Below are 19272 nucleotides of genomic sequence, written 5' to 3'. Positions count from 1 at the left end.
TTAGTTTTTTTTTGTTAAATTTGCTGCGTATCCAGGTTAAATAAAACTTAATCTTGATTAACTATTTTTTTATGAAAGAAGAAATAAATGCTTATAATAATGTTTTAGAATTGATAGGAAATACGCCTCTTATCAAGATAAACAAAGTAACCGAAAATTTAGAAGGTAATTTCTATGCTAAGGTAGAAGCTTTTAATCCGGGACATTCCTCAAAAGATAGGATCGCTTTGTACATTATTGAAGAAGCAGAAAAAAAAGGAATATTATCTCCTGGAGACACCATAATCGAAACTACATCTGGTAATACAGGTTTTAGTTTGGCTATGGTAAGTATCATAAAAGGATATAATTGCATATTAGCGGTAAGCTCTAAATCATCAAGAGATAAGATAGACATGCTTCGTAGTTTAGGGGCAAAGGTTTATGTTTGTCCGGCTCACGTTTCGGCAGATGATGAACGTTCTTACTACAGTGTGGCTAAGAGATTGCACGAAGAAACAAAAGGTTCCGTTTATATCAATCAGTATTTTAACCAATTGAATATAGACGCCCATTACAATACTACCGGACCGGAAATTTGGAAACAAACTAACGGTAAAATTACCCACCTTGTTGCCTGCAGTGGAACAGGAGGGACTATCTCAGGAACTGCTAAATTCTTAAAAGAGCAAAATCCAAATATTAAAGTTTTAGGTGTTGATGCTTTTGGTTCTGTATTGAAAAAATACCACGAAACAAGAGAATTTGATACTGAAGAAATTTATCCTTACCGTATTGAAGGATTAGGTAAAAACCTGATTCCATCGGCTACTGATTTTGATGTTATCGATAAGTTTATGAAGGTAACAGATGAGGAAAGTGCGCATTCAGCAAGAGAAATCACCAGAAAAGAGGGAATGTTTGTAGGTTATACATCAGGAGCTGTTTTACAGGCTATAAAACAATATGCCGAAGAAGGAGAGTTTGATGCTAATAGTAATGTAATTGCTATTTTCCCAGATCACGGTTCCCGTTACATGAGTAAAGTTTTCAGTGATGATTGGATGAATGAACAAGGGTTCTTCGATAGTATTAACGAAGAAGAAGTACAAAAAATTGAAATGATAAAATAGATTTCTCTATTTTCGATTATAGTAAACTCCAGAGCAATCTGGAGTTTTTTTTTGTTAAGAACTTATTATGTTGTATTAAACAAAAATATCGATATAGGTAACTTCGTTTGATATAGGGATAATCCCGTGTTTTTGAAGCGCATTAAAATACAGGCTGTCTCCAGTTTTAAGTACGTATTCTGTATCGCCTATTTGCATTTTCATACTGCCTTCTACTACAAAAACAAATTCTTCGCCTTCATGCGACAGTTGATGAGGTATAACTTCACCCTTGCGGGCTACAAACAAAAAAGGCTGCATTTTTTTATCATGATACTCCGATGCATATGGAAAAATCATATACCCTTTTTCAGTCTTAACCAATTTTTCTATTGCGGTATTCCTGCTTGTAACAATAGCTTTGTTCCATCCTTCCTGTTCCAGAAGACTTGAAACGCTAGTGCCTAATACTGCCGCAATTTTTACCAGTGTTGCAACCGAAGGAATTGTTTTGTCGTTCTCTATTTTGGAAATCATACTTTTAGATAAACCACAACTGTCGGCAACTTCCTGTAGCGTGCGTTTTTGGTTTGTTCTCAATAATTTTATTCTTGCGCCAACCTCAAGTGTATTTGCTGGTGTAATGGTATTATTTTCTTTTTCCAAAATACGATGTTCAATTGTTTAAATTATTTTTTTGCTTCATATTAGATAATTATTGCAAATATTTAGCTAATCAATGTTCTGAAATTAAAATCGAAATAAAGATACTGATTTTAATAATATATAATTATATTTGTCAACAATGTTGAATAAAAGTAAACATTATTTTTAAGTATAACTAACTATTGCGGTAATTCCGTCATAAAAACCAACCAAACTATGCTAAAACTATTCAATTATTGCCTGGCTGTCTTCATGTTTCAATTTTTAACTCAAGCCCTCTATGCTCAAAGTCCTGAAATTACAGTGGATCTTAAACAAGAGATTGCTCCTATGACTCCAGTATGGGCATGGTTTGGTTATGATGAACCCAATTATACCTATATGAAAGACGGTAAAAAGCTGCTTAGCGAAATTGCAGCTTTGAGTCCGGTTCCTGTATATGTTCGTACGCATAGTATGCTTGTAAGCGGTGATGGTGTTGCTGCCCTGAAATGGGGTTCAACTAATGCTTATACAGAAGATGCTAATGGAAATCCGGTGTATAATTGGAAAATTGTAGATAGTATTTTTGATACCTATGTTTCGCGTGGTATGAAACCCTTGGCACAAATTGGTTTTATGCCTGAAGCTTTATCAACACATCCTACGCCTTATAGACATTATTGGAAACCTGGTGATCCTTACACTGATATTATTACCGGTTGGGCTTATCCACCAAAAGATTATGATAAATGGAGAAAATTGGTGTACGAGTGGGTTAAACATTCGGTGGAGCGTTATGGGAAAAAGGAAGTGGAAAGTTGGTATTGGGAAGTTTGGAACGAACCAAATGGTCACTATTGGAAAGGTACAAGGGAAGAATTTTTTAAGATGTATGATTATGCAGCCGATGGGCTTAAGCAAGCCTTGCCTACAGCAAAAATTGGAGGGATTAATATTGCTGGTACAAAAGGGAAGGGTGCTCAGGAGTGGACAAATGATTTTATTAAACATTGTATTAGTGGTACCAATTATGCCACAGGAAAAATAGGTTCGCCTATGGATGCAATTCTTTTTCATGCTAAAGGCAGTCCTAAATTAGTAGATGGTTCTGTTAGAATGAATATGGCACCACAGTTAAACGATATAGAAACAGGTTTTAAGCTTACTATGTCGTATCCAGAAACAAAAAATCTACCTATCATAATTGGTGAATCAGATCCTGAAGGCTGTGCAGCCTGCGGTATGGCTACTAATCCGGAGAATGCTTACCGAAACGGTACAATGTATTCCAGTTATACAGCTGCATCTTTTGCCCGTAAATATATACTAGCAGATCAGACGAAGGCAAACTTTCTGGGAGCGGTATCCTGGTCTTTTGAGTTTGAAGACCAACCATGGTTTTATGGTTTTCGCGATCTTGCAACCAATGGAGTTGATAAACCGGTGCTTAATGTTTTCAGGATGTTTGGCATGATGTCAGGAAAACGTTTAGCTGTTAAAAGTAATCGGATGTATCCTATAGCCGAAGTACTCAAATCAAGTGTTCGCGGTACTCAGTCAGATATTGGAGCATTGGCAACAAAGGATTTAAAGTCTGCGGCAGTTATGGTGTGGAACTATCATGATGATGATAAATCTGGACCTGTTGAAACAGTAAATATAACTATCGAAAATATTCCGGCTAAAAAGCTTGCTCTGAATATTTACCTTATCGACAAGGAAAATAGTAACTCTTATGAAGTATGGAAAAAAATGGGTTCACCACAAAATCCTACACAACAACAAATAGATACACTCGAAAAATCGGGAAAACTAAAATGTGTCTTAACAAAAAAACTAAAAATTAATTCAGCCAAAGCTGTATTGCCTTTAAAATTAGAACGTCAAGGTGTGGCTCTGGTAAAATTGGATTGGTAATCGTTATTAATTTTAAAAACAAACAATGATATTTTATAAGTACTTAACATTAGGCTGTACAATAGCAGTTATATCAATATCTAATATTTCAGTACAGGCACAAGAGTACAAAGATCATGTAGTATTACCTGAGCCGTATGCAACAAAATCGAGTAAGGTGTTTTCTAAAGTAATAGGCTGGAAGGGGAATCAGGCACCTGTTGCGCCAAAAGGTTTCACTGTAAGTAAATTTGCCGGTGGTTTGGAAAATCCAAGGTGGTTGTATGTTACAAAAAATGGCGATGTGTTTGTAGCAGAAGCAGGGACAAGAATACCAAAAAAGAAACGCAGCGATGAAAAAGACGAATTTTTTGCATCTAAGTCGCAAAATTTTGGTAGCGCTAACCGTATTACTATGTTTAGGGATAAGGATAAAGATGGGGTTTATGAAAGTAAATATTCTTATTTAAATAACCTTAATCAACCTTTTGGTATGTTAGTACTTAATAATTATTTTTATGTGGCTAATACCGATGAGGTTTTACGTTTCCCGTATCATGAGAAAGACAGCATCAATCGTGGAAAATATGAAAAAGTTATAGACCTTCCCTCTGGGGGATATAACAATCACTGGACAAGAAATATAATTTCTAATCCGAAAGGTTCTAAAATATACATTACTGTAGGATCAGAAAGCAATGTGGCAGAACATGGTATTGAATCGGAATATAAAAGAGCTAATATTCTTGAAATCAATCCAGATGGAAGCGGGGAGCGTATTTATGCCAGTGGTCTCCGTAATCCTAACGGAATGGACTGGGCGCCGGGAACAAAAACATTATGGACGGCAGTAAACGAGCGTGATGATCTTGGTGATGATCTTGTGCCGGATTATGTTACAAGTGTCAAGGATGGTGGATTTTATGGCTGGCCTTATTCTTACTTTGGACAAAATGTAGACCCACGTCATAAAAATGAACGACCTGATTTGGTAAGTAAGGCTATTGTACCCGATATTGCTCTTGGATCTCATACAGCATCACTTGGTCTTACTTTTTACCAAGGTAAATCTTTCCCTAAAAAATACCGTAACGGAATGTTCGTTGGTCAGCATGGATCATGGAACAGGGCTGTGTTATCAGGTTATAAAGTAGTTTTTGTACCGTTTAAAAACGGGCATCCTTCGGGTAAACCAGAAGATTTTTTAACAGGTTTTATAGCAAATGCCGAAAAGAATGAAGTACACGGACGTCCGGTTGCTGTTGCTGTATTACTGGATGGTTCATTGCTGGTAACCGATGATGCTGCAAAAACAATTTGGCGGGTAAAGGCAAATTAATTTAAGAATTAAGGTTATAATTACAGTCAAAAAAGGATAATTAAATTAATCCAGCCATCTTAATCCTTAGATTTGGTGTATAAGTCAAATAAGAAAATCCGTTGGCTGAAATTATTAGAAATGCCTGTCTGCTATAGGCAGGTATCGAGAGCAAGAAAAATTATCATCAAAAATTAATTTTACTAACAGCTTAAAATAATAAATTTGAAAACGCTCAATTTTAAATAATAGTAATGATACTAAATACAAAAACAGCTTTTAAATTAATTCTTCTTCTAATTTTATTTTCCTGCAGTGCTGTTTTTGGCCAGATAAAAAAAGATACCGTTTCTTTATCGGAATTGGTGTTGATGAATTCTCCTATTCGAAATTCAATACAGCATACTGCTGCTGCCGTTTCGATTATAACCGAAAAAGAAATCAATCAGGCTGATGGGGTTATTTTGACTCCTATTTTAAATAAAATCCCGGGTGTTTCTATGCAGCAAGGGGCTTTGAATACTAATAGAATTACGATTCGTGGGATTGGTGCGAGGACACAATATGGAACCAGCAGAATTAAGGCTTATTTTGAAGGGATTCCTCTTTCCAATGCTGAGGGAGAAACCGCGTTAGAGGATATTGATTTAGAGGTTTTAGGAGGAATCGAAATTATAAAAGGGCCTAATTCGACTAGTTTTGGCGCCGGATTGGGAGGTATCATCAGTTTGAGGGCAAAGCAATTGGATACAGCAACTTCTTTTGGAAAAACGGGGACTACTTTTGGTAGTTTTGGTTTGACAAAACAAATTTTATCTGCTGGGTATAGTGATTCGCAATCAAGTGTTTTTGCTAACTATAGTAATTTACAGCAAGATGGTTATCGGGCCAATAGTGATTATAACCGCCAATCGTTAAACCTATTTGGCAAACAGATACTTTCTAAAAAATCTACGCTTTCTTTTTTTGGAATTGCTACCCGATTGAAGGCTTTTATTCCGAGTTCGATAAGTGAAACTGCTTTTAATGTAAAACCTGAATCGGCAGCTGCTACCTGGCTGGCTTCCAAAGGATTTGAATCTTATGATAGATTGCTGGCAGGAATCGGATTTGAGCATCAGTTTTCAGAAAACTGGTCGGCCGATATTAGTCTTTTTACTAATTTAAAGAATGCTTACGAAGCCCGCCCTTTTGATATATTAGAAGAAAAAACAAATGCTTTGGGTTTTAGAGCCAAAGTGAATTATGCGGCTTTTTTATTTTCTTTACCTAATACAATAAGTGTTGGGACAGAATTTATGACTGAAAATTATGGCTTCTCGCTTTTTAAAAATCTATACCAATCTCATCCCGGACAAGGCAGTATTCAGGGAGATCGATTTAGTGAGATGGAGCAAAAAAGAGGTTATTGGAATGGATTTGTCCAAATGGAGACGAAGCTTTCAAATAAGTTTAATTTAGAGTCCGGTTTGGCTTTTAATTCAACTCATTATAGTCAGGAAGATATTTTTGTAAGTGATGTGAATACGAAGCAAAAATATACTTTCGGAACGGTTTGGTCTCCTAGATTAGGGCTTTCGTATAAGATTGATAATTCGAAAAATGTGTATGTTTCTTTGAGTAAAGGTTTCTCGATACCTTCAGTAGCCGAAACATTAACTGCAGAAGGGCAAATTAATACCGATTTGAAGTCCGAAAAAGGAATTAATTATGAAATAGGTTTTAAGGCTAATTTCTTAGAGAAGAAGCTTTATACCGAATTGATTTTGTATTCCACTCAAATCAATAATTTATTAGTGGCAAGACGCATTGCGGAAGACCAATATGTGGGAATCAATGCTGGTGAAAGTTCGCATAAGGGAATAGAGTTTTTATTGAATTATAAATTTGAACCTAATTCGAATATTCAGCTGAATCCTTATTTTTCGGCAACTGTCAATCGTTTTAAGTTTAAGGATTTTGTAGATAACGATAAAGATTTTTCGGGTAAATTTTTGCCGGCAGTGCCTAATACACAATTCAATTTTGGATTAGATGTTGTTAGTGCGATGGGATTGAATTTTAACGCTTCTTATCGATTAACGGATAAGATGTATCTTGATGATGCCAATTCGAAAGAAACGGATGGATACCAACTTTTAGATGTCAAAGCGGTATATGCCTTTTTGATTCTTAAAAAAGTAAAAATGGAAATCAATTTGGGAGTCCAAAATGTATTGAACGAGAAATATGCAGCCAGTGTTTTACCTAATGCAGTAGGTTTTGGAACTGCTCCGGCTCGTTATTATTATCCGGGGAATCCGGTAAATTATTACGGAGGTTTTAATGTGGTTTATGCGTTTAACTAAGCTTAACGGGCTATTTTATTTTTGTATTCTTTAGGAGTGTTTCCTGTATTTTTTTTAAATAATTTATTGAAATTAGAAACGGTTTTGTATCCGCATTCATAGGCTATTTCCGAAACACTCATGTCACTTTCTATAAGGTGTTTACAGGCATTGGAAATACGTATTTCGTTCAGATATTCAATGAAATTCTTTTTGGTTTTTGATTTGAACATTCTGCAAAAAGAGGTTGGGGTCAGATTGGCAATTTGAGCCACTTCATCCAGTGAAATTTCTTTTTTATAATTTTCTTTTACATATTGGTATACATCAGAAAGACGGTCTTTCTTGAAAGAATCATTGGTAGGAGTGTAGGTTTCGCTATTTATAAAATCAATATCTGTAGTAGCTGAGAGAATGGATAAAATTTCGAAAAGTCCGATGATTACCTCAAAATCCTGTTTGACAACTAATTGTTCTAGCTTTTTGGCTATTAGCTTATTGGTTTTCCCTGTAATCGAAAGCCCTTTTTTGGCTTTTTCAAAAAGGCTGTTTATTTTCTGGGCTTCCTTTAATTCGTAAAATGTAGGGCCGAAAATATCTTTGTTGAAATAAACTACAATGGCTTTCGCTTTTAGTTTATTGATATTCTGATAGTAAATTTCGTCATTTAACCAGACATGCGGAATGTCGGAACCCAAAAACACCAAGTCGCCCGATTCAAAAGTATCGACAGAGTTGCCGACAATTCGTTTGCCAAAACTTTCTTTTACATAAACCAGCTCTAATTCGGGATGGGAATGGAAAGGAGCCTGAAAGAAAGCTTCCTCTCTTGATAGCACAGAAATGGCACTATTGAGATAAGACGATATTTTTGTTTTTTCTAGTTTCATCAGTTTTCAAAGATAATTAATAATTAGATAAGGATAAAATCGAATTATTATATGGTCATACGGCACAGTACCTTTATTTTTTTATATTTTGGGATATAAAAAATAGTAATCGGTTGATAGCTAAAATAGTACCAAATTTAATTTTTGTAAATAATTAAATTCTTTTTTTCGAAGACTTTGATAAATTAAGACTATTTTATCTCTTGAAAACGAAGCGTTTATTTATAAATTTGTCCTTTTAAAATAAAATATCATTTTTAATAATTTAATACTACAATTTAAATGTTCTCATTAAAAGATAAAAAAGCAATCATAACAGGTGGTGGTAGCGGAATAGGAAAAGCCATTTCTGTTTTATTTGCAAAACAAGGAGCTGAGGTCCATATTATAGAATTAACTGCCGAAAGTGCACAATCTACCGTGGATGAAATCACTGCCGAAGGAGGTAAAGTTTTTGCTCATGCCTGTAACGTTGCCAAACATGATGAAGTGGTAGCTACTTTTGAAAAAATTGGTAACATTCATGTTTTAGTGAATAATGCCGGAATTGCCCATGTAGGTAAGGTTGATACCACTCCGGAAGCTGATTTTGACCGAATCATGGACGTGAATGTAAAAGGAGTTTATAACTGTTTGTTTGCATCTATTCCTCAATTCCGTAAGTCGGGTGGAGGATCGATTGTAAATATGGCTTCGATTGCTTCATGGGTTGGTATTCCGGATCGTTTTGCTTATTCAACAGCCAAAGGGGCGGTTATGTCTATGACCTTATCAGTTGCTAAAGATTATATCAATGAGAATATCCGTTGTAACTCGATTTCTCCTGCACGTGTACATACACCGTTTGTAGATGGATTTATTTCGAAAAATTATCCGGGAAATGAGGCTGAAATATTCGATAAATTATCAAAATCACAGCCTATAGGAAGAATGGGAAAACCGGAAGAAATTGCTACTTTAGCATTGTTTTTAGCAAGTGATGAAGCCGGATTTATTACAGGATCAGATTATCCAATTGACGGCGGATTTATCAAATTAAATAATTAAGTCTAAGCGACTTAGTTGCTAAATACCTAAAAGAAAAAAATAACAATAAAATATAGAGAAATGAAATTAATACGTTTTGGAGCAGCAGGCAGCGAAAAACCAGGAATTTTAGTTGGAGAAAAAAGATATGATGTTTCTTCAATTGTAACTGATTATAACGAATCTTTTTTTGAGAATAATGGCTTAGAAAAATTAAAAGCAGCTATCGAAAGCGGAACTTCTTTCCCTGAAGTTTCAAATGATGTTCGTTTGGGTTCTCCGGTTGCAAGACCTTCAAAAATTATTTGCATTGGTTTGAATTATGTGGACCACTGTCATGAAACTGGTGCACCAATCCCAACAGAGCCTATCATTTTCTTTAAATCGACTACTTCTTTGTGTGGACCAAATGATAATGTGATTATCCCTAAAGGAAGTGAAAAAACCGACTGGGAAGTAGAATTAGCCTTTGTAGTGGGTAAAAAAGCAAGTTATGTGGAAGAAGCTGAAGCTTTAGATTATGTTGCGGGATATGCTTTGTTAAACGATTATAGCGAGAGAGCTTTCCAAATTGAAATGGGAGGACAATGGGCTAAAGGTAAAGGTTGTGATACTTTCGCACCTCTTGGACCGGTTTTGGCTACACAAGATGAAATTACCGATGTGAACAATCTTCCAATGTGGTTGACTGTAAATGGTAAAAAATTCCAAAACAGTAACACTTCTAATTTAGTGTTTAAAATTCCATTTTTAGTACATTATTTAAGCCAGTTTATGACTTTACTTCCTGGTGATATCATCAGTACAGGAACGCCTCCGGGAGTTGGTTTAGGTATCAAACCAGATCCTATTTATGTAAAAGCAGGTGATGTGATTGAATTAGGAATCGAAGGTTTAGGTTCCAGTAAACAAGTTGCTGTAGCTTATTCTAAATAAGATATACCGAATATATTTTTTAAAAGGAGTATTGGATTTAAAGATTCAATGCTCCTTTTTTAATTAAGTGCTTTCTTAATCTGTTGGGTGTAATTAGTTTTTATGATAATTTTTTCGTTTGTCCTTAGCTTCCGCAGTCGAGTGTCAAATGTTTGAAGAATACGTAAAAAGAAAATCTGTTTGAGTCCCGAAAGCTTTCGGGGCGAGTTATTTTCTTTTAGTATTCGAAAACTAATTTGACCGACGAGGAAGTGCAAGACTTGATTTTTTTGTTTCTTTTTTGATCAAGCAAAAAAGAAAATTTATAATCTAATTTTCTCTTTCTTCTCTTTTTTCAAATTCTCATCTATATAAAAGCCAAGTTTGTCTATTTTTTCAGGCTCACTGTCTATTTGGTTATAATAAGGAATACTTTGTTCGGAGCTTTGATGCAAAATAAAGATATCAGAGTGAAAGCCTTTAAGTGAAACTGTTTTGCTTTTGATATCAAGAACATCATTTAACGTTTTTATTATGAAAAAGTATTTCGGCTTCTTATTGTTATTCCTGGGTTTTTCAATTAAGATAGTAGCACAAGGTCCAATTCAAAGTCCAACAGGGAAAATGCCATCCGCACCAACGGGAATAGCATACGGTAAAATAGTTGATACCGATGGGAAAGCCTTAAGTGGTGTCACGGTTACATTGATGCAATCTAAAATGGATCCGCAAACCAAAAAAGTCAAAGAAGTTTTAGTTTTTGTCAATACCACTAAATCAAATGGTGATTTTAGATTCGAATCTTTATCAATATTTAATAAATATACTTTAAAAATTACTGCTGTCGGATTTGAGGATTTTGACAATAAATTCAGTTTTATTGATTTACCACCCAATAGCGGAAGTGGAACGGGAGGACAAAATGCAGCCATGCCTTCTCCTTCTTTAGCAAAGGGAGGAATGCCTAATTTAAAATCTGCTGATTTGGATAAGGATTTAGGGAATATTGCATTGGTTGCCCGAATAGAGGAATTAAAATCAGTAGTTGTTACAGGGACTAAAAAAGGACTTACTATGGATATTGACAAGAAAGTTTTTAATGTAGAGAAAAATTTAGTCAGTGTTGGTGGGACAGCGGCAGATTTAATGAAAAATGTTCCTTCGGTTAATGTTGATATCGATGGTAATGTAACCTTAAGAAATGCCACGCCTCAAATTTATATTGATGGTCGCCCAACGACATTAACTTTAGATCAAATTCCTTCGGATGCCATTGAAAGTGTAGAGATTATAACCAATCCTTCGGCTAAGTATGATGCTTCGGGAGGAAATGCAGGGATATTAAATTTGGTTTTAAAGAAAAACAAAAAGAACGGTTACAACGGTAATTTAAATGCCGGTGTTGATAAAAGAGGCGGATTAAACGGGGGAGCAAGCTTCAATTTGAGAGAAGATAAGTTTAATGTCTCTGTTAGCACATTTGGCAATCAATCGAAAAATGTTAATACAGGAAACACCGAGATCAGGAATTTAGTAAGCTCACCTAATTTATTGGTGGATCAAAACAGCAATAGTAAAAATAACGGAGGTTTTCTATTTGGTAAGTTTGGGATTGACTACTTTTTAAGTAACCGATTGACTTTGTCATTAGGGGCTATCAAAGTACACGGAGACATGAGTCCGAATGATTTTCTAAAAACGGATAGTCTTTATGATGGCGGTGCTCATGTGAGTTATAGTGAAAGAACGACAAACAATAATAGAATTTTTAATGCCAATGGCCTAACCGGCGGATTTAAATATTTATTTCAAAAGGACGGGGAAGAGCTTACCGGAGATTTTAATCTATTTTCGGGAGTAAATGAAACAAATACCTTGTATACTACCAATATTTTTGATACCAATGGAGGTGTTCAAAAAGGGACTATTCTTCAAAACTTAGTAGGTAACGGAACAAATAAGTTCCAAACGATACAAACCGATTATGTAAATCCTATTGGAGAAAAAGGAAAAATTGAAGCGGGATTAAGGGTTCAAATAAAGAATATGAGCAATAGTCAGGGAAATTATATTTATAATAATTCAACTAATAGCTATGATATTGTGCCGTCGTCCAGTAGTAATTATAAAAATACGGATAACGTTTATGCGGCTTATGCCACTTTTTCTAATACAATCAACAACTTTGGATATAAAGTGGGTTTAAGAGCTGAAAGTTCCAATTACAAAGGAGAACTTACAGATACCAAACAAACCTTTACCAATAACTATCCAATCAGTTTGTTTCCATCGGTATTTTTAAGTCAGAAATTGAATGATAATGAGGATGTTCAATTTAATTTTTCGAGAAGAGTAAACCGACCTTTCTTTATGCAGGTAATTCCGTTTATTGATTCAACTGATCCGTTAAACTGGAGTAGAGGAAATGCAGGCTTAAAACCGGAATTCATTAATTCATTGGAAACGTCTTATTCTAAGAAATTCAAAGGAAATAATTCATTATTGGTTTCGGTTTATTACAAAGGGTCGAAAGATTTAATAACCAAATACATGGATACAATTACAGCCGATGGAGTTAAAAGACCATTGAGTACCTATGTTAACGCTAATTCAAGCAGAAGTATTGGAGCCGAATTTACCGCTCAAAATACATTTAATGCCTGGTGGGATTCAAATACTAATTTGAATATTTATAATTCAAAAATTGATACTGATAATATAACCGGAACTTCACAAGACGCCATTACCAGCTGGTTTTTAAAAATGAACAATAATTTTAAATTGCCTAAAAATTACAAAATACAGCTGTCAGGTACCTATCAGTCTAAAACCAACTTACCGGTGAATCAAGGCGGAGGAGGTATGGGCGGTCCACAAATGAGTGGTTCACAAAGTTCGTCCCAAGGGTATGTTAAATCGAATTATGGCGTGGATTTGGCACTACAAAAAAGCTTCTTAAAAAATAATGCTGCAACGCTAACTTTAAGTGTTAATGATATATTCAGAACCAGAAGTTACAGTCAATATTCAGAAAGTGACTTTTTTATACAAAATAGCTACAGGATTAATGACGCCCCAATGTTTAAATTGAATTTTAGTTATAAATTTGGACAAATGGATGCTTCAATAATGAAGAGAAAGAATATGAAAGGAGAATCAGAAGGAATGCAGGGAGCGATGCAAGGTGCTCAATAATAATGGTCTGGTAGTATAAAATAGAGAAAATGGATTTTTTAAAAAATAAGTTAGCGATAGTATTTTACCATTTGATGGTTTGGACGGTTTTATTTAGCTTTCCTTATTTACTGTCATCAGGGCAAAATCAGGCTATTCAGGCTGTTATTGTTTTCTCCTGGATTCCATTGTCTTTTTATGTACTTATTTTTTACACCAATTATTTTGTATTTATTGAGCGGTTTCTTTTTACAAAAAAGACAATTTTATTTCTGGTTTCCAATGCTATTTTGATTGCCTTTTTTATTCTGATTAACAACCAGATAAAAGAGTATTTCTTTCAGCATATCTTTATTCATAAAGACAAACAAGGGCAGTTTAAGCCATCCAGAAATTTATTTATTTACATTGATATTCTTTTTTTCACTGTTCCGTTGGTTTTTTCAGTTGCGTTAAAAACCACGGAACGTTGGATAAAAACCGAGGGAGAACGCAAAGAAGCGATGACTATTAAATTGGAATCAGAATTGCAGCATTTAAAATACCAGTTGCAACCGCATTTCTTTTTTAACTCCTTAAATAATATTTATTCTCTTGTGGATGTTTCGCCGGAGCAGGCCAAACAAACCATTCATAGTCTAAGCAAACTGATGCGTTATTTATTGTATCAAACCAATAATGACAAGGTAAGTCTGAGCAATGAAATTCAATTTATTACCAATTATATTGAGTTAATGAAGTTGCGATTTACGGAAAATACTAAAATAGAATATGATTTTCCGGTTTTAAAAACCGACCTTCAGGTTGCTCCTTTGTTGTTTATTTCGTTGATAGAAAATGCTTTTAAACACGGGGTTTCGGCCAGTCAGGAAACCGAAATTGTTTTTAAGATGAGCGTCGATGGAAACCGAATTTCATTTAGCATAAAAAACCATAATTTCCCTAAAACCGATAGTGACAAAAGTGGTTCCGGTATTGGTTTACAAAATATGGAGAAAAGATTACAATTGTTGTATCCCGGAAAACATCAGTTTTCCACCGCTGTAAATGATGGTTTTTTCACAGTTAACCTTGCCTTAGAAATTTAACTTTTGTATTGAATTAAAATAGAAATCAATGTCAGATAAAATAACCTGTTTAATAGTAGATGACGAACCGATGGCTTTGAATTTAGTCGAAAGCTATGTGGAAAAGACGCCATTTTTACAACTATTAAAAAAATGCAATAGCGCCATTGAGGCTTTGGACTTTTTAACTGAAGAGCGTGTTGATTTGATTTTTTTAGACATTCAGATGCCTGATTTAACAGGTTTGGAATTGGCAAAATTACTTCCTAAATATACCCGGGTTATTTTCACCACTGCTTTTGATCAGTATGCCTTGGAAGGTTTGAAGGCCGAAGCCATTGATTATTTGCTAAAACCATTTGATTATACCGAGTTTTTTACCGCAGTCAATAAAGCCAGAGATTGGTTTTCGATGACTAAAAAAGCGAAAAAAGAAAAGACCGACCAAATGGAATTTATATTTGTGAAATCAGGACACAAGCAACTCAAAATAGAGTTGGATTCGGTTTTATACTTTGAAGGACTCAAAGATTATATCAAAATTTGGCTTAAAAATGAGCCGCAGCCCATTCTCACTTTGATGAGTTTAAAAACGATGGAAGAAGAATTATCTGCCGAGAAATTCATGAGAGTTCATCGTTCGTTTATTGTTTCGCTTAAAAATGTTGAGGTGGTGGAACGAAGTCAAATTGTGATTAACAAACAACGCATCACCGTTTCTGAACAGTACAAGCCACAGTTTATGAATTATTTGTCTCAGAATTCTTTGGAATAAAAAAATGAATAAAAAATGCTTCTCAATCGGGAAGCATTTTTTATTTAATTGAGCCGTTTGCTGGTGCGAGCGTCACGCTCGTACCTATGAGTTGATATATCCGAACGATCGGGGGCACTTTTACCGCAAACTTGTCATCCTGACGAAGGAAGACCCGAGCGATAGCGAATTGGCGAAGCAATCTCATCAAGTAACTCGACAAAGTTGCTCCTCTTTGTGGGCACGGAAAACATTTCCGCGCTGTCGGGTGTTAGCGGTAGGCCTACTTTCGTAATTGAAATTATTTAATAGCAAAAGACTCTCTAGTCTAATTAATAGCAAAGGCACGAATTTGAGAAATAAGCCAAGTATCACCTTTTCGAACGAGAACATCAATAAACTTGTGGTGTGTGACTGCGGCAGATAAATTTTCAGCCCCTTCTATAAATGCTTCCCCATCAACAATGGCTACATCATTGGTTACAAAAGTTATTCGAATAATTCGACCAGTATGCTTTGTGCTTTTGCCTTCTTTCCCTAAAAACTCAGTAAATAAATTTCGAATTTGCCCCGTACCGAAAGCCTCATCCCCACGAGGACTAATAAGTGTCGGATCATCCGTAAAGCAAGCCATTAAACTTTCTATATTTCCTTGGCGCCATGCGGAGTCATAGGATGCCTCTGTTTTTCGAATTAGCTGCTCATCAAGTTTTCTAGACCCTTTATTGATCTCTGACATAGCTTCAATATTTTGCTTTTGCATTAAAGTTTTAACTGCAACACCCGCCAAGAATGCTCCAATTACTGAGATTAAAAAAGTTGCATTTTTCATTTTTTGTCTTTGCTTTTGTCATATTCACTATTATTCATACGCTTACCGCTAACGTTCTCGCTCTACAAGCAGTTTGGGTTGTGGCACGAGCGTGACGCTCGCGCGAGCAGGGGGCGGCAGCGTGGGATTTAACTTCCTTTAACACTTGGTTCCTTTTTGAATTTTCTATATTTAAGAAAGAATGCTATTCCACCGAAAATAAATACTTGAGGAATATTTTCAATAAGTTTTAGACTGAAAAGTAGAGGTGTAACAGAATATGAAGCCAAATAAATAATATCAAAAATAACTGTCACAACGGTAATTATTAACCAAACAGGTAAAAATACTGCAATTAATATTTTACCTGTACTTTTAGTTTTTTTTGAAAAAATTGAAAAAAAATAATTTGTCAAAATAACAATTAAAAACCAAATAAAATAGGGCAAAAATCTTTGAGTTAAGTCAGGTGTAGTCATCGTTTAAATTATTTAATTATGGGATATACGAATATAACGAAGTTATAGAAAAAATGGGAGACAATAGGATAAAATAAATTATTATATCTATTTCTTAAATAACCGTAGAAAATTCCAAGTGGTAATATATATATGAACGATAGAAAAGAACCAAAAACCAAATGAGTTAAATAAAATAAAATACTACTTATTATTATTGAATTTTTTATTGAATAAATAAGTTTTAATTTATCAAAAATTAATCCTCTAAAAAATATTTCCTCGAAAATGGCGGGGAGAGTTGCATAAAAAATAAATCCAATCAATATCTTGTAATCTGATAAATAGACGCCATTTTCTATCGGAAATTTACGATTGACCAAATCAAATAAATATTCTTGTAAATTTAAAATCAGAAATGCAAAAACTGATGAAATAAGTGCTATAATTAATAGTTTTTGTAAATCTACTTTGTTCATAAATAAACTATTAAAATAGTTTTTGGATATAAGAAAAACATATAGACTAGTTATAAATGACCTAACAGCTGGACTATAAATAGTATAATAACCATTATTTGTAAAATAGTACTCAATCAAGAAAATTGAAGCAATAACTATGTATAATTTTAATTGTTGAATTGAAATACTATTAATAATTCTTTTACGATGTAAATCATCATTAAATTTTAAGATAAAAAATAATAACCAATTAACAATTACCAAAAAAGCCCAATTAGAATAATTCATGATTAACAGCATTTATAAAAACAAATATTTTCAAGATGCCGCACGAAAGGATTCGTGCGGCAGCGTGGGGGGGTACCAGAAGGAGTTATAATTGTGTTCTTGTTAGTTCAAATTTAAACGGAACTTTTTTTAATTGATATGTTTTTATATTCCGTTGTCTAGTTATTTCTAAAATTTCATTTCTATCTTTTTCTGAAATGCTTATTCCAAGATTTATTTCAACAATACATTCTTCAGGAACAGTTATAGTTCTATCTTCTTCACTTGGAATTACTGGATAATAAAGTTTTCCTAATCTATATTCCGCTTCATATTCCCATTCTTTTGCTTTGTAGTGCGTTTGCAAAAATGATGTTTCCATTGAAAATTCAGTAAAAGGGTCGATAACAGGAAAACTTTCTGAATATATAACTTGGCCACCTTTCCCAAACAGTCCAGATTTTCTCATTTTATCTTCACTAAAACCTATATTAAAGCCTTTGTGAAAATCTCCATAATGTGACCACATTAAAATTGAATCCCATTTTGCTGATAAAGATAAAACACCTTGAGACTTATCTGTTTCTTCGTTTTCTAAAACTTCATATTCTGTTTGATATTGTTCTAAATTTTGTAATCTTTCCATGAGCAGGGCTCTTTCATAGTCAATATTTTTACCGTTATGGATAAGCCATTCTTTATGTTCCTTTAATCCGTCATCAACAAATTTTTTAATTTTTTCTTGAGAATCTAATAATAAATAATTTTTTGAAATCCTAAAATCAAATGGATCATTAAAATGTTTAGGTGCTGATAAATAAACTTGGTTTTTGTGAAGGATATTTTGGTGATATTGATTTGACCAACAACGATATTTGTAAATTATTTCAGGGTAATTTTCGGGCTTCATAATATTTTAGGTTTGTAATTTAATTCAATTTTCAAATAATTACGCACAACGTTCCCCTCGCTTCTATATGTTGTGGACTTGTGAAAAAGTATATTTTCGGCTAAACGAAAACACTGTTTAAACAACGAAAATTCCACTAAAGTCCACAATAGATAGAAACGAGTGTTGTTATATCGGTTTTCTTTCCATTTCGGATTCAGAATCGGTGCTAAAACACACAGAATAATGATGAATCTTATTTCTTGGATTGTATATGGAGTTCCTTTTTTAAAGAATCCTTTAATGGCTGATAATGATGACGTAATATGGTATTTGTTTCTTGCACTTCTAGTTCTAATGTTTTGGTTAATGTTGGTTCTGTGTCTATTTTTACTATGGAGGGCTGAGTTTGGAGAAATGTCTGTAATCCTAAAATAAACATTGTAATTATAGAAACACCCACAGTTATATATGTAGCTTGTTTATTTATTTCTAAATTTTTACTGAACTTTTCGTTTATATTTAATTCCGAATTGGTTTGAAGATTTATAGATGTAAACCCTCCATTTTCTGAAATAAATTTACCTAGACTTGTAAGTAAAAATAGTTTGTCTTTTTTATGTTCTGTAAGAGTATTGTTTAATAGCATTTCTTTTAATGCTAATTTAAAACGAGCTTTTCCAATTTCGTCTAAACTATTTATAAAATCAGAATGTTTGGAAATATCAAAAACAAAGTTTTTATTATCAACACCATAGAATAATATCCAATCTCGATAATCATTATTTGGAATTTCAGTGTTCATGTTTATTGTATAAGGTTGAAAATTAAATTACTAATCATCGGTTCTTTGGAACCGTACTAAAACTATTTATCTTTTAATTCAGTAAGAACTGAATTTACCCTTCCTGCATATAAGTCTATTTCAGAAAAATTTTTGGAATTTATAGCGAGTATATCACTAATCATTTTGTGAATATCGATTATGTAACTCATCAAGATGTTGAAAATTAAACTAACACAAATTATTATGAATAAAGCAATGTTTTTAAAAGTCGGCTGGTTTGTTTTATCGACAATCATTAAAGTTATTGTCCCAAGCGGTAAAGCATATCGAAGTATAAATCCTAAATATTTTATGATTTTTATATTCATTAACGTGAGTTCGATATAATCACGTAATAAATACGTAAAAATAATTGTACAAAAAAGCAAAAGTTAGTATATTTAAAGTGCTTAATTTCAAACAAATACTAAACTTTTGCTTATGCTTTCGCTAG

The 19272-nt window shown here is 33.8% G+C and carries 16 protein-coding genes; 9 read left to right on the top strand and 7 right to left on the bottom strand.

Going from position 1 to position 19272, the window contains the following annotated elements; translation table 11 throughout:
* Positions 1–71 precede the first annotated feature (71 nt).
* Positions 72–1112, top strand: a complete 1041-nt coding sequence (locus tag EOD40_RS08080; protein ID WP_071185442.1) for a PLP-dependent cysteine synthase family protein — start codon at positions 72–74, stop codon at positions 1110–1112.
* A 75-nt stretch (positions 1113–1187) separates the two neighbouring features.
* On the opposite strand, the gene EOD40_RS08075 is transcribed toward EOD40_RS08080, so the two are convergent.
* Positions 1188–1757: a helix-turn-helix domain-containing protein gene (locus tag EOD40_RS08075; RefSeq protein ID WP_231129597.1), complete on the bottom strand. Its 570-nt coding sequence runs from the start codon at positions 1755–1757 to the stop codon at positions 1188–1190.
* Between the two features lie 216 nt (positions 1758–1973).
* Here EOD40_RS08075 and EOD40_RS08070 point away from each other — a divergent pair, with 216 nt between their 5' ends.
* The 3 genes from EOD40_RS08070 to EOD40_RS08060 all read left to right on the top strand — a co-directional run bounded on the left by EOD40_RS08070 (position 1974) and on the right by EOD40_RS08060 (position 7301).
* Positions 1974–3656 (top strand): GH39 family glycosyl hydrolase, encoded by a 1683-nt coding sequence (locus EOD40_RS08070; RefSeq protein ID WP_128194405.1) that lies wholly within the window; start codon positions 1974–1976, stop codon positions 3654–3656.
* A 25-nt stretch (positions 3657–3681) separates the two neighbouring features.
* Complete coding sequence (locus tag EOD40_RS08065) at positions 3682–4974, top strand: PQQ-dependent sugar dehydrogenase (protein WP_128194404.1); 1293 nt, start codon at positions 3682–3684, stop codon at positions 4972–4974.
* Positions 4975–5207: 233 nt separating this feature from the next.
* A complete protein-coding gene (locus tag EOD40_RS08060) occupies positions 5208–7301 on the top strand; it encodes a TonB-dependent receptor family protein (protein ID WP_128194402.1) in 2094 nt (697 codons plus the stop codon).
* Between the two features lie 2 nt (positions 7302–7303).
* On the opposite strand, the gene EOD40_RS08055 is transcribed toward EOD40_RS08060, so the two are convergent.
* Positions 7304–8170 carry an AraC family transcriptional regulator gene (locus tag EOD40_RS08055; RefSeq protein WP_128194400.1) on the bottom strand — a complete coding sequence of 289 codons (867 nt, stop codon included), beginning with the start codon at positions 8168–8170 and terminating at the stop codon, positions 7304–7306.
* Between the two features lie 282 nt (positions 8171–8452).
* On the opposite strand from EOD40_RS08055, the gene EOD40_RS08050 reads away from it, so the two are divergent.
* The 5 genes from EOD40_RS08050 (at position 8453) to EOD40_RS08030 (ending at position 15127) form a co-directional block, all read left to right on the top strand.
* Positions 8453–9217: an SDR family NAD(P)-dependent oxidoreductase gene (locus EOD40_RS08050; RefSeq protein WP_128194399.1), complete on the top strand. Its 765-nt coding sequence runs from the start codon at positions 8453–8455 to the stop codon at positions 9215–9217.
* A 60-nt stretch (positions 9218–9277) separates the two neighbouring features.
* Entirely contained in the window at positions 9278–10132 is an 855-nt protein-coding gene (locus tag EOD40_RS08045; RefSeq protein ID WP_128194397.1) for a fumarylacetoacetate hydrolase family protein, read from the top strand.
* 513 nt (positions 10133–10645) lie between these two features.
* A complete protein-coding gene (locus EOD40_RS08040; RefSeq protein ID WP_128194395.1) occupies positions 10646–13306 on the top strand; it encodes a TonB-dependent receptor in 2661 nt (886 codons plus the stop codon).
* Between the two features lie 29 nt (positions 13307–13335).
* Positions 13336–14373 (top strand): sensor histidine kinase, encoded by a 1038-nt coding sequence (locus EOD40_RS08035; RefSeq protein WP_128194393.1) that lies wholly within the window; start codon positions 13336–13338, stop codon positions 14371–14373.
* Between the two features lie 28 nt (positions 14374–14401).
* Positions 14402–15127: a LytR/AlgR family response regulator transcription factor gene (locus EOD40_RS08030; RefSeq protein ID WP_128194391.1), complete on the top strand. Its 726-nt coding sequence runs from the start codon at positions 14402–14404 to the stop codon at positions 15125–15127.
* A 307-nt stretch (positions 15128–15434) separates the two neighbouring features.
* On the opposite strand, the gene EOD40_RS08025 is transcribed toward EOD40_RS08030, so the two are convergent.
* The 5 genes from EOD40_RS08025 to EOD40_RS08005 form a co-directional block, all read right to left on the bottom strand.
* A complete protein-coding gene (locus EOD40_RS08025; RefSeq protein ID WP_128194389.1) occupies positions 15435–15938 on the bottom strand; it encodes a YybH family protein in 504 nt (167 codons plus the stop codon).
* Between the two features lie 128 nt (positions 15939–16066).
* Complete coding sequence (locus EOD40_RS08020) at positions 16067–16396, bottom strand: hypothetical protein (RefSeq protein WP_128194387.1); 330 nt, start codon at positions 16394–16396, stop codon at positions 16067–16069.
* Positions 16397–16404: 8 nt separating this feature from the next.
* Positions 16405–16854: a CPBP family intramembrane glutamic endopeptidase gene (locus tag EOD40_RS18325; RefSeq protein WP_164905463.1), complete on the bottom strand. Its 450-nt coding sequence runs from the start codon at positions 16852–16854 to the stop codon at positions 16405–16407.
* A gap of 355 nt (positions 16855–17209) precedes the next feature.
* Entirely contained in the window at positions 17210–18013 is an 804-nt protein-coding gene (locus EOD40_RS08010) for a DUF2971 domain-containing protein (RefSeq protein ID WP_128194383.1), read from the bottom strand.
* Between the two features lie 235 nt (positions 18014–18248).
* Complete coding sequence (locus tag EOD40_RS08005; RefSeq protein WP_128194381.1) at positions 18249–18797, bottom strand: hypothetical protein; 549 nt, start codon at positions 18795–18797, stop codon at positions 18249–18251.
* Positions 18798–19272 lie beyond the last annotated feature (475 nt).

It is taken from the genome of Flavobacterium sufflavum (assembly GCF_004016525.1).
GTDB classification, from domain to species: domain Bacteria; phylum Bacteroidota; class Bacteroidia; order Flavobacteriales; family Flavobacteriaceae; genus Flavobacterium; species Flavobacterium sufflavum.
The sequence above is the reverse complement of the archived record's forward strand: the minus strand, read 5'-3'. Positions and strand labels throughout refer to the sequence as shown.

Coding starts and splice junctions, on each gene's coding strand:
- EOD40_RS08080 (WP_071185442.1), top strand. CDS start 72: ATGAAAGAAGAAATAAATGCTTATAATAATGTTTTAGAATTGATAGGA.
- EOD40_RS08070 (WP_128194405.1), top strand. CDS start 1,974: ATGCTAAAACTATTCAATTATTGCCTGGCTGTCTTCATGTTTCAATTT.
- EOD40_RS08065 (WP_128194404.1), top strand. CDS start 3,682: ATGATATTTTATAAGTACTTAACATTAGGCTGTACAATAGCAGTTATA.
- EOD40_RS08060 (WP_128194402.1), top strand. CDS start 5,208: ATGATACTAAATACAAAAACAGCTTTTAAATTAATTCTTCTTCTAATT.
- EOD40_RS08055 (WP_128194400.1), bottom strand. CDS start 8,170: ATGAAACTAGAAAAAACAAAAATATCGTCTTATCTCAATAGTGCCATT.
- EOD40_RS08050 (WP_128194399.1), top strand. CDS start 8,453: ATGTTCTCATTAAAAGATAAAAAAGCAATCATAACAGGTGGTGGTAGC.
- EOD40_RS08045 (WP_128194397.1), top strand. CDS start 9,278: ATGAAATTAATACGTTTTGGAGCAGCAGGCAGCGAAAAACCAGGAATT.
- EOD40_RS08040 (WP_128194395.1), top strand. CDS start 10,646: ATGAAAAAGTATTTCGGCTTCTTATTGTTATTCCTGGGTTTTTCAATT.
- EOD40_RS08035 (WP_128194393.1), top strand. CDS start 13,336: ATGGATTTTTTAAAAAATAAGTTAGCGATAGTATTTTACCATTTGATG.
- EOD40_RS08030 (WP_128194391.1), top strand. CDS start 14,402: ATGTCAGATAAAATAACCTGTTTAATAGTAGATGACGAACCGATGGCT.
- EOD40_RS08025 (WP_128194389.1), bottom strand. CDS start 15,938: ATGAAAAATGCAACTTTTTTAATCTCAGTAATTGGAGCATTCTTGGCG.
- EOD40_RS08020 (WP_128194387.1), bottom strand. CDS start 16,396: ATGACTACACCTGACTTAACTCAAAGATTTTTGCCCTATTTTATTTGG.
- EOD40_RS18325 (WP_164905463.1), bottom strand. CDS start 16,854: ATGAACAAAGTAGATTTACAAAAACTATTAATTATAGCACTTATTTCA.
- EOD40_RS08010 (WP_128194383.1), bottom strand. CDS start 18,013: ATGAAGCCCGAAAATTACCCTGAAATAATTTACAAATATCGTTGTTGG.
- EOD40_RS08005 (WP_128194381.1), bottom strand. CDS start 18,797: ATGAACACTGAAATTCCAAATAATGATTATCGAGATTGGATATTATTC.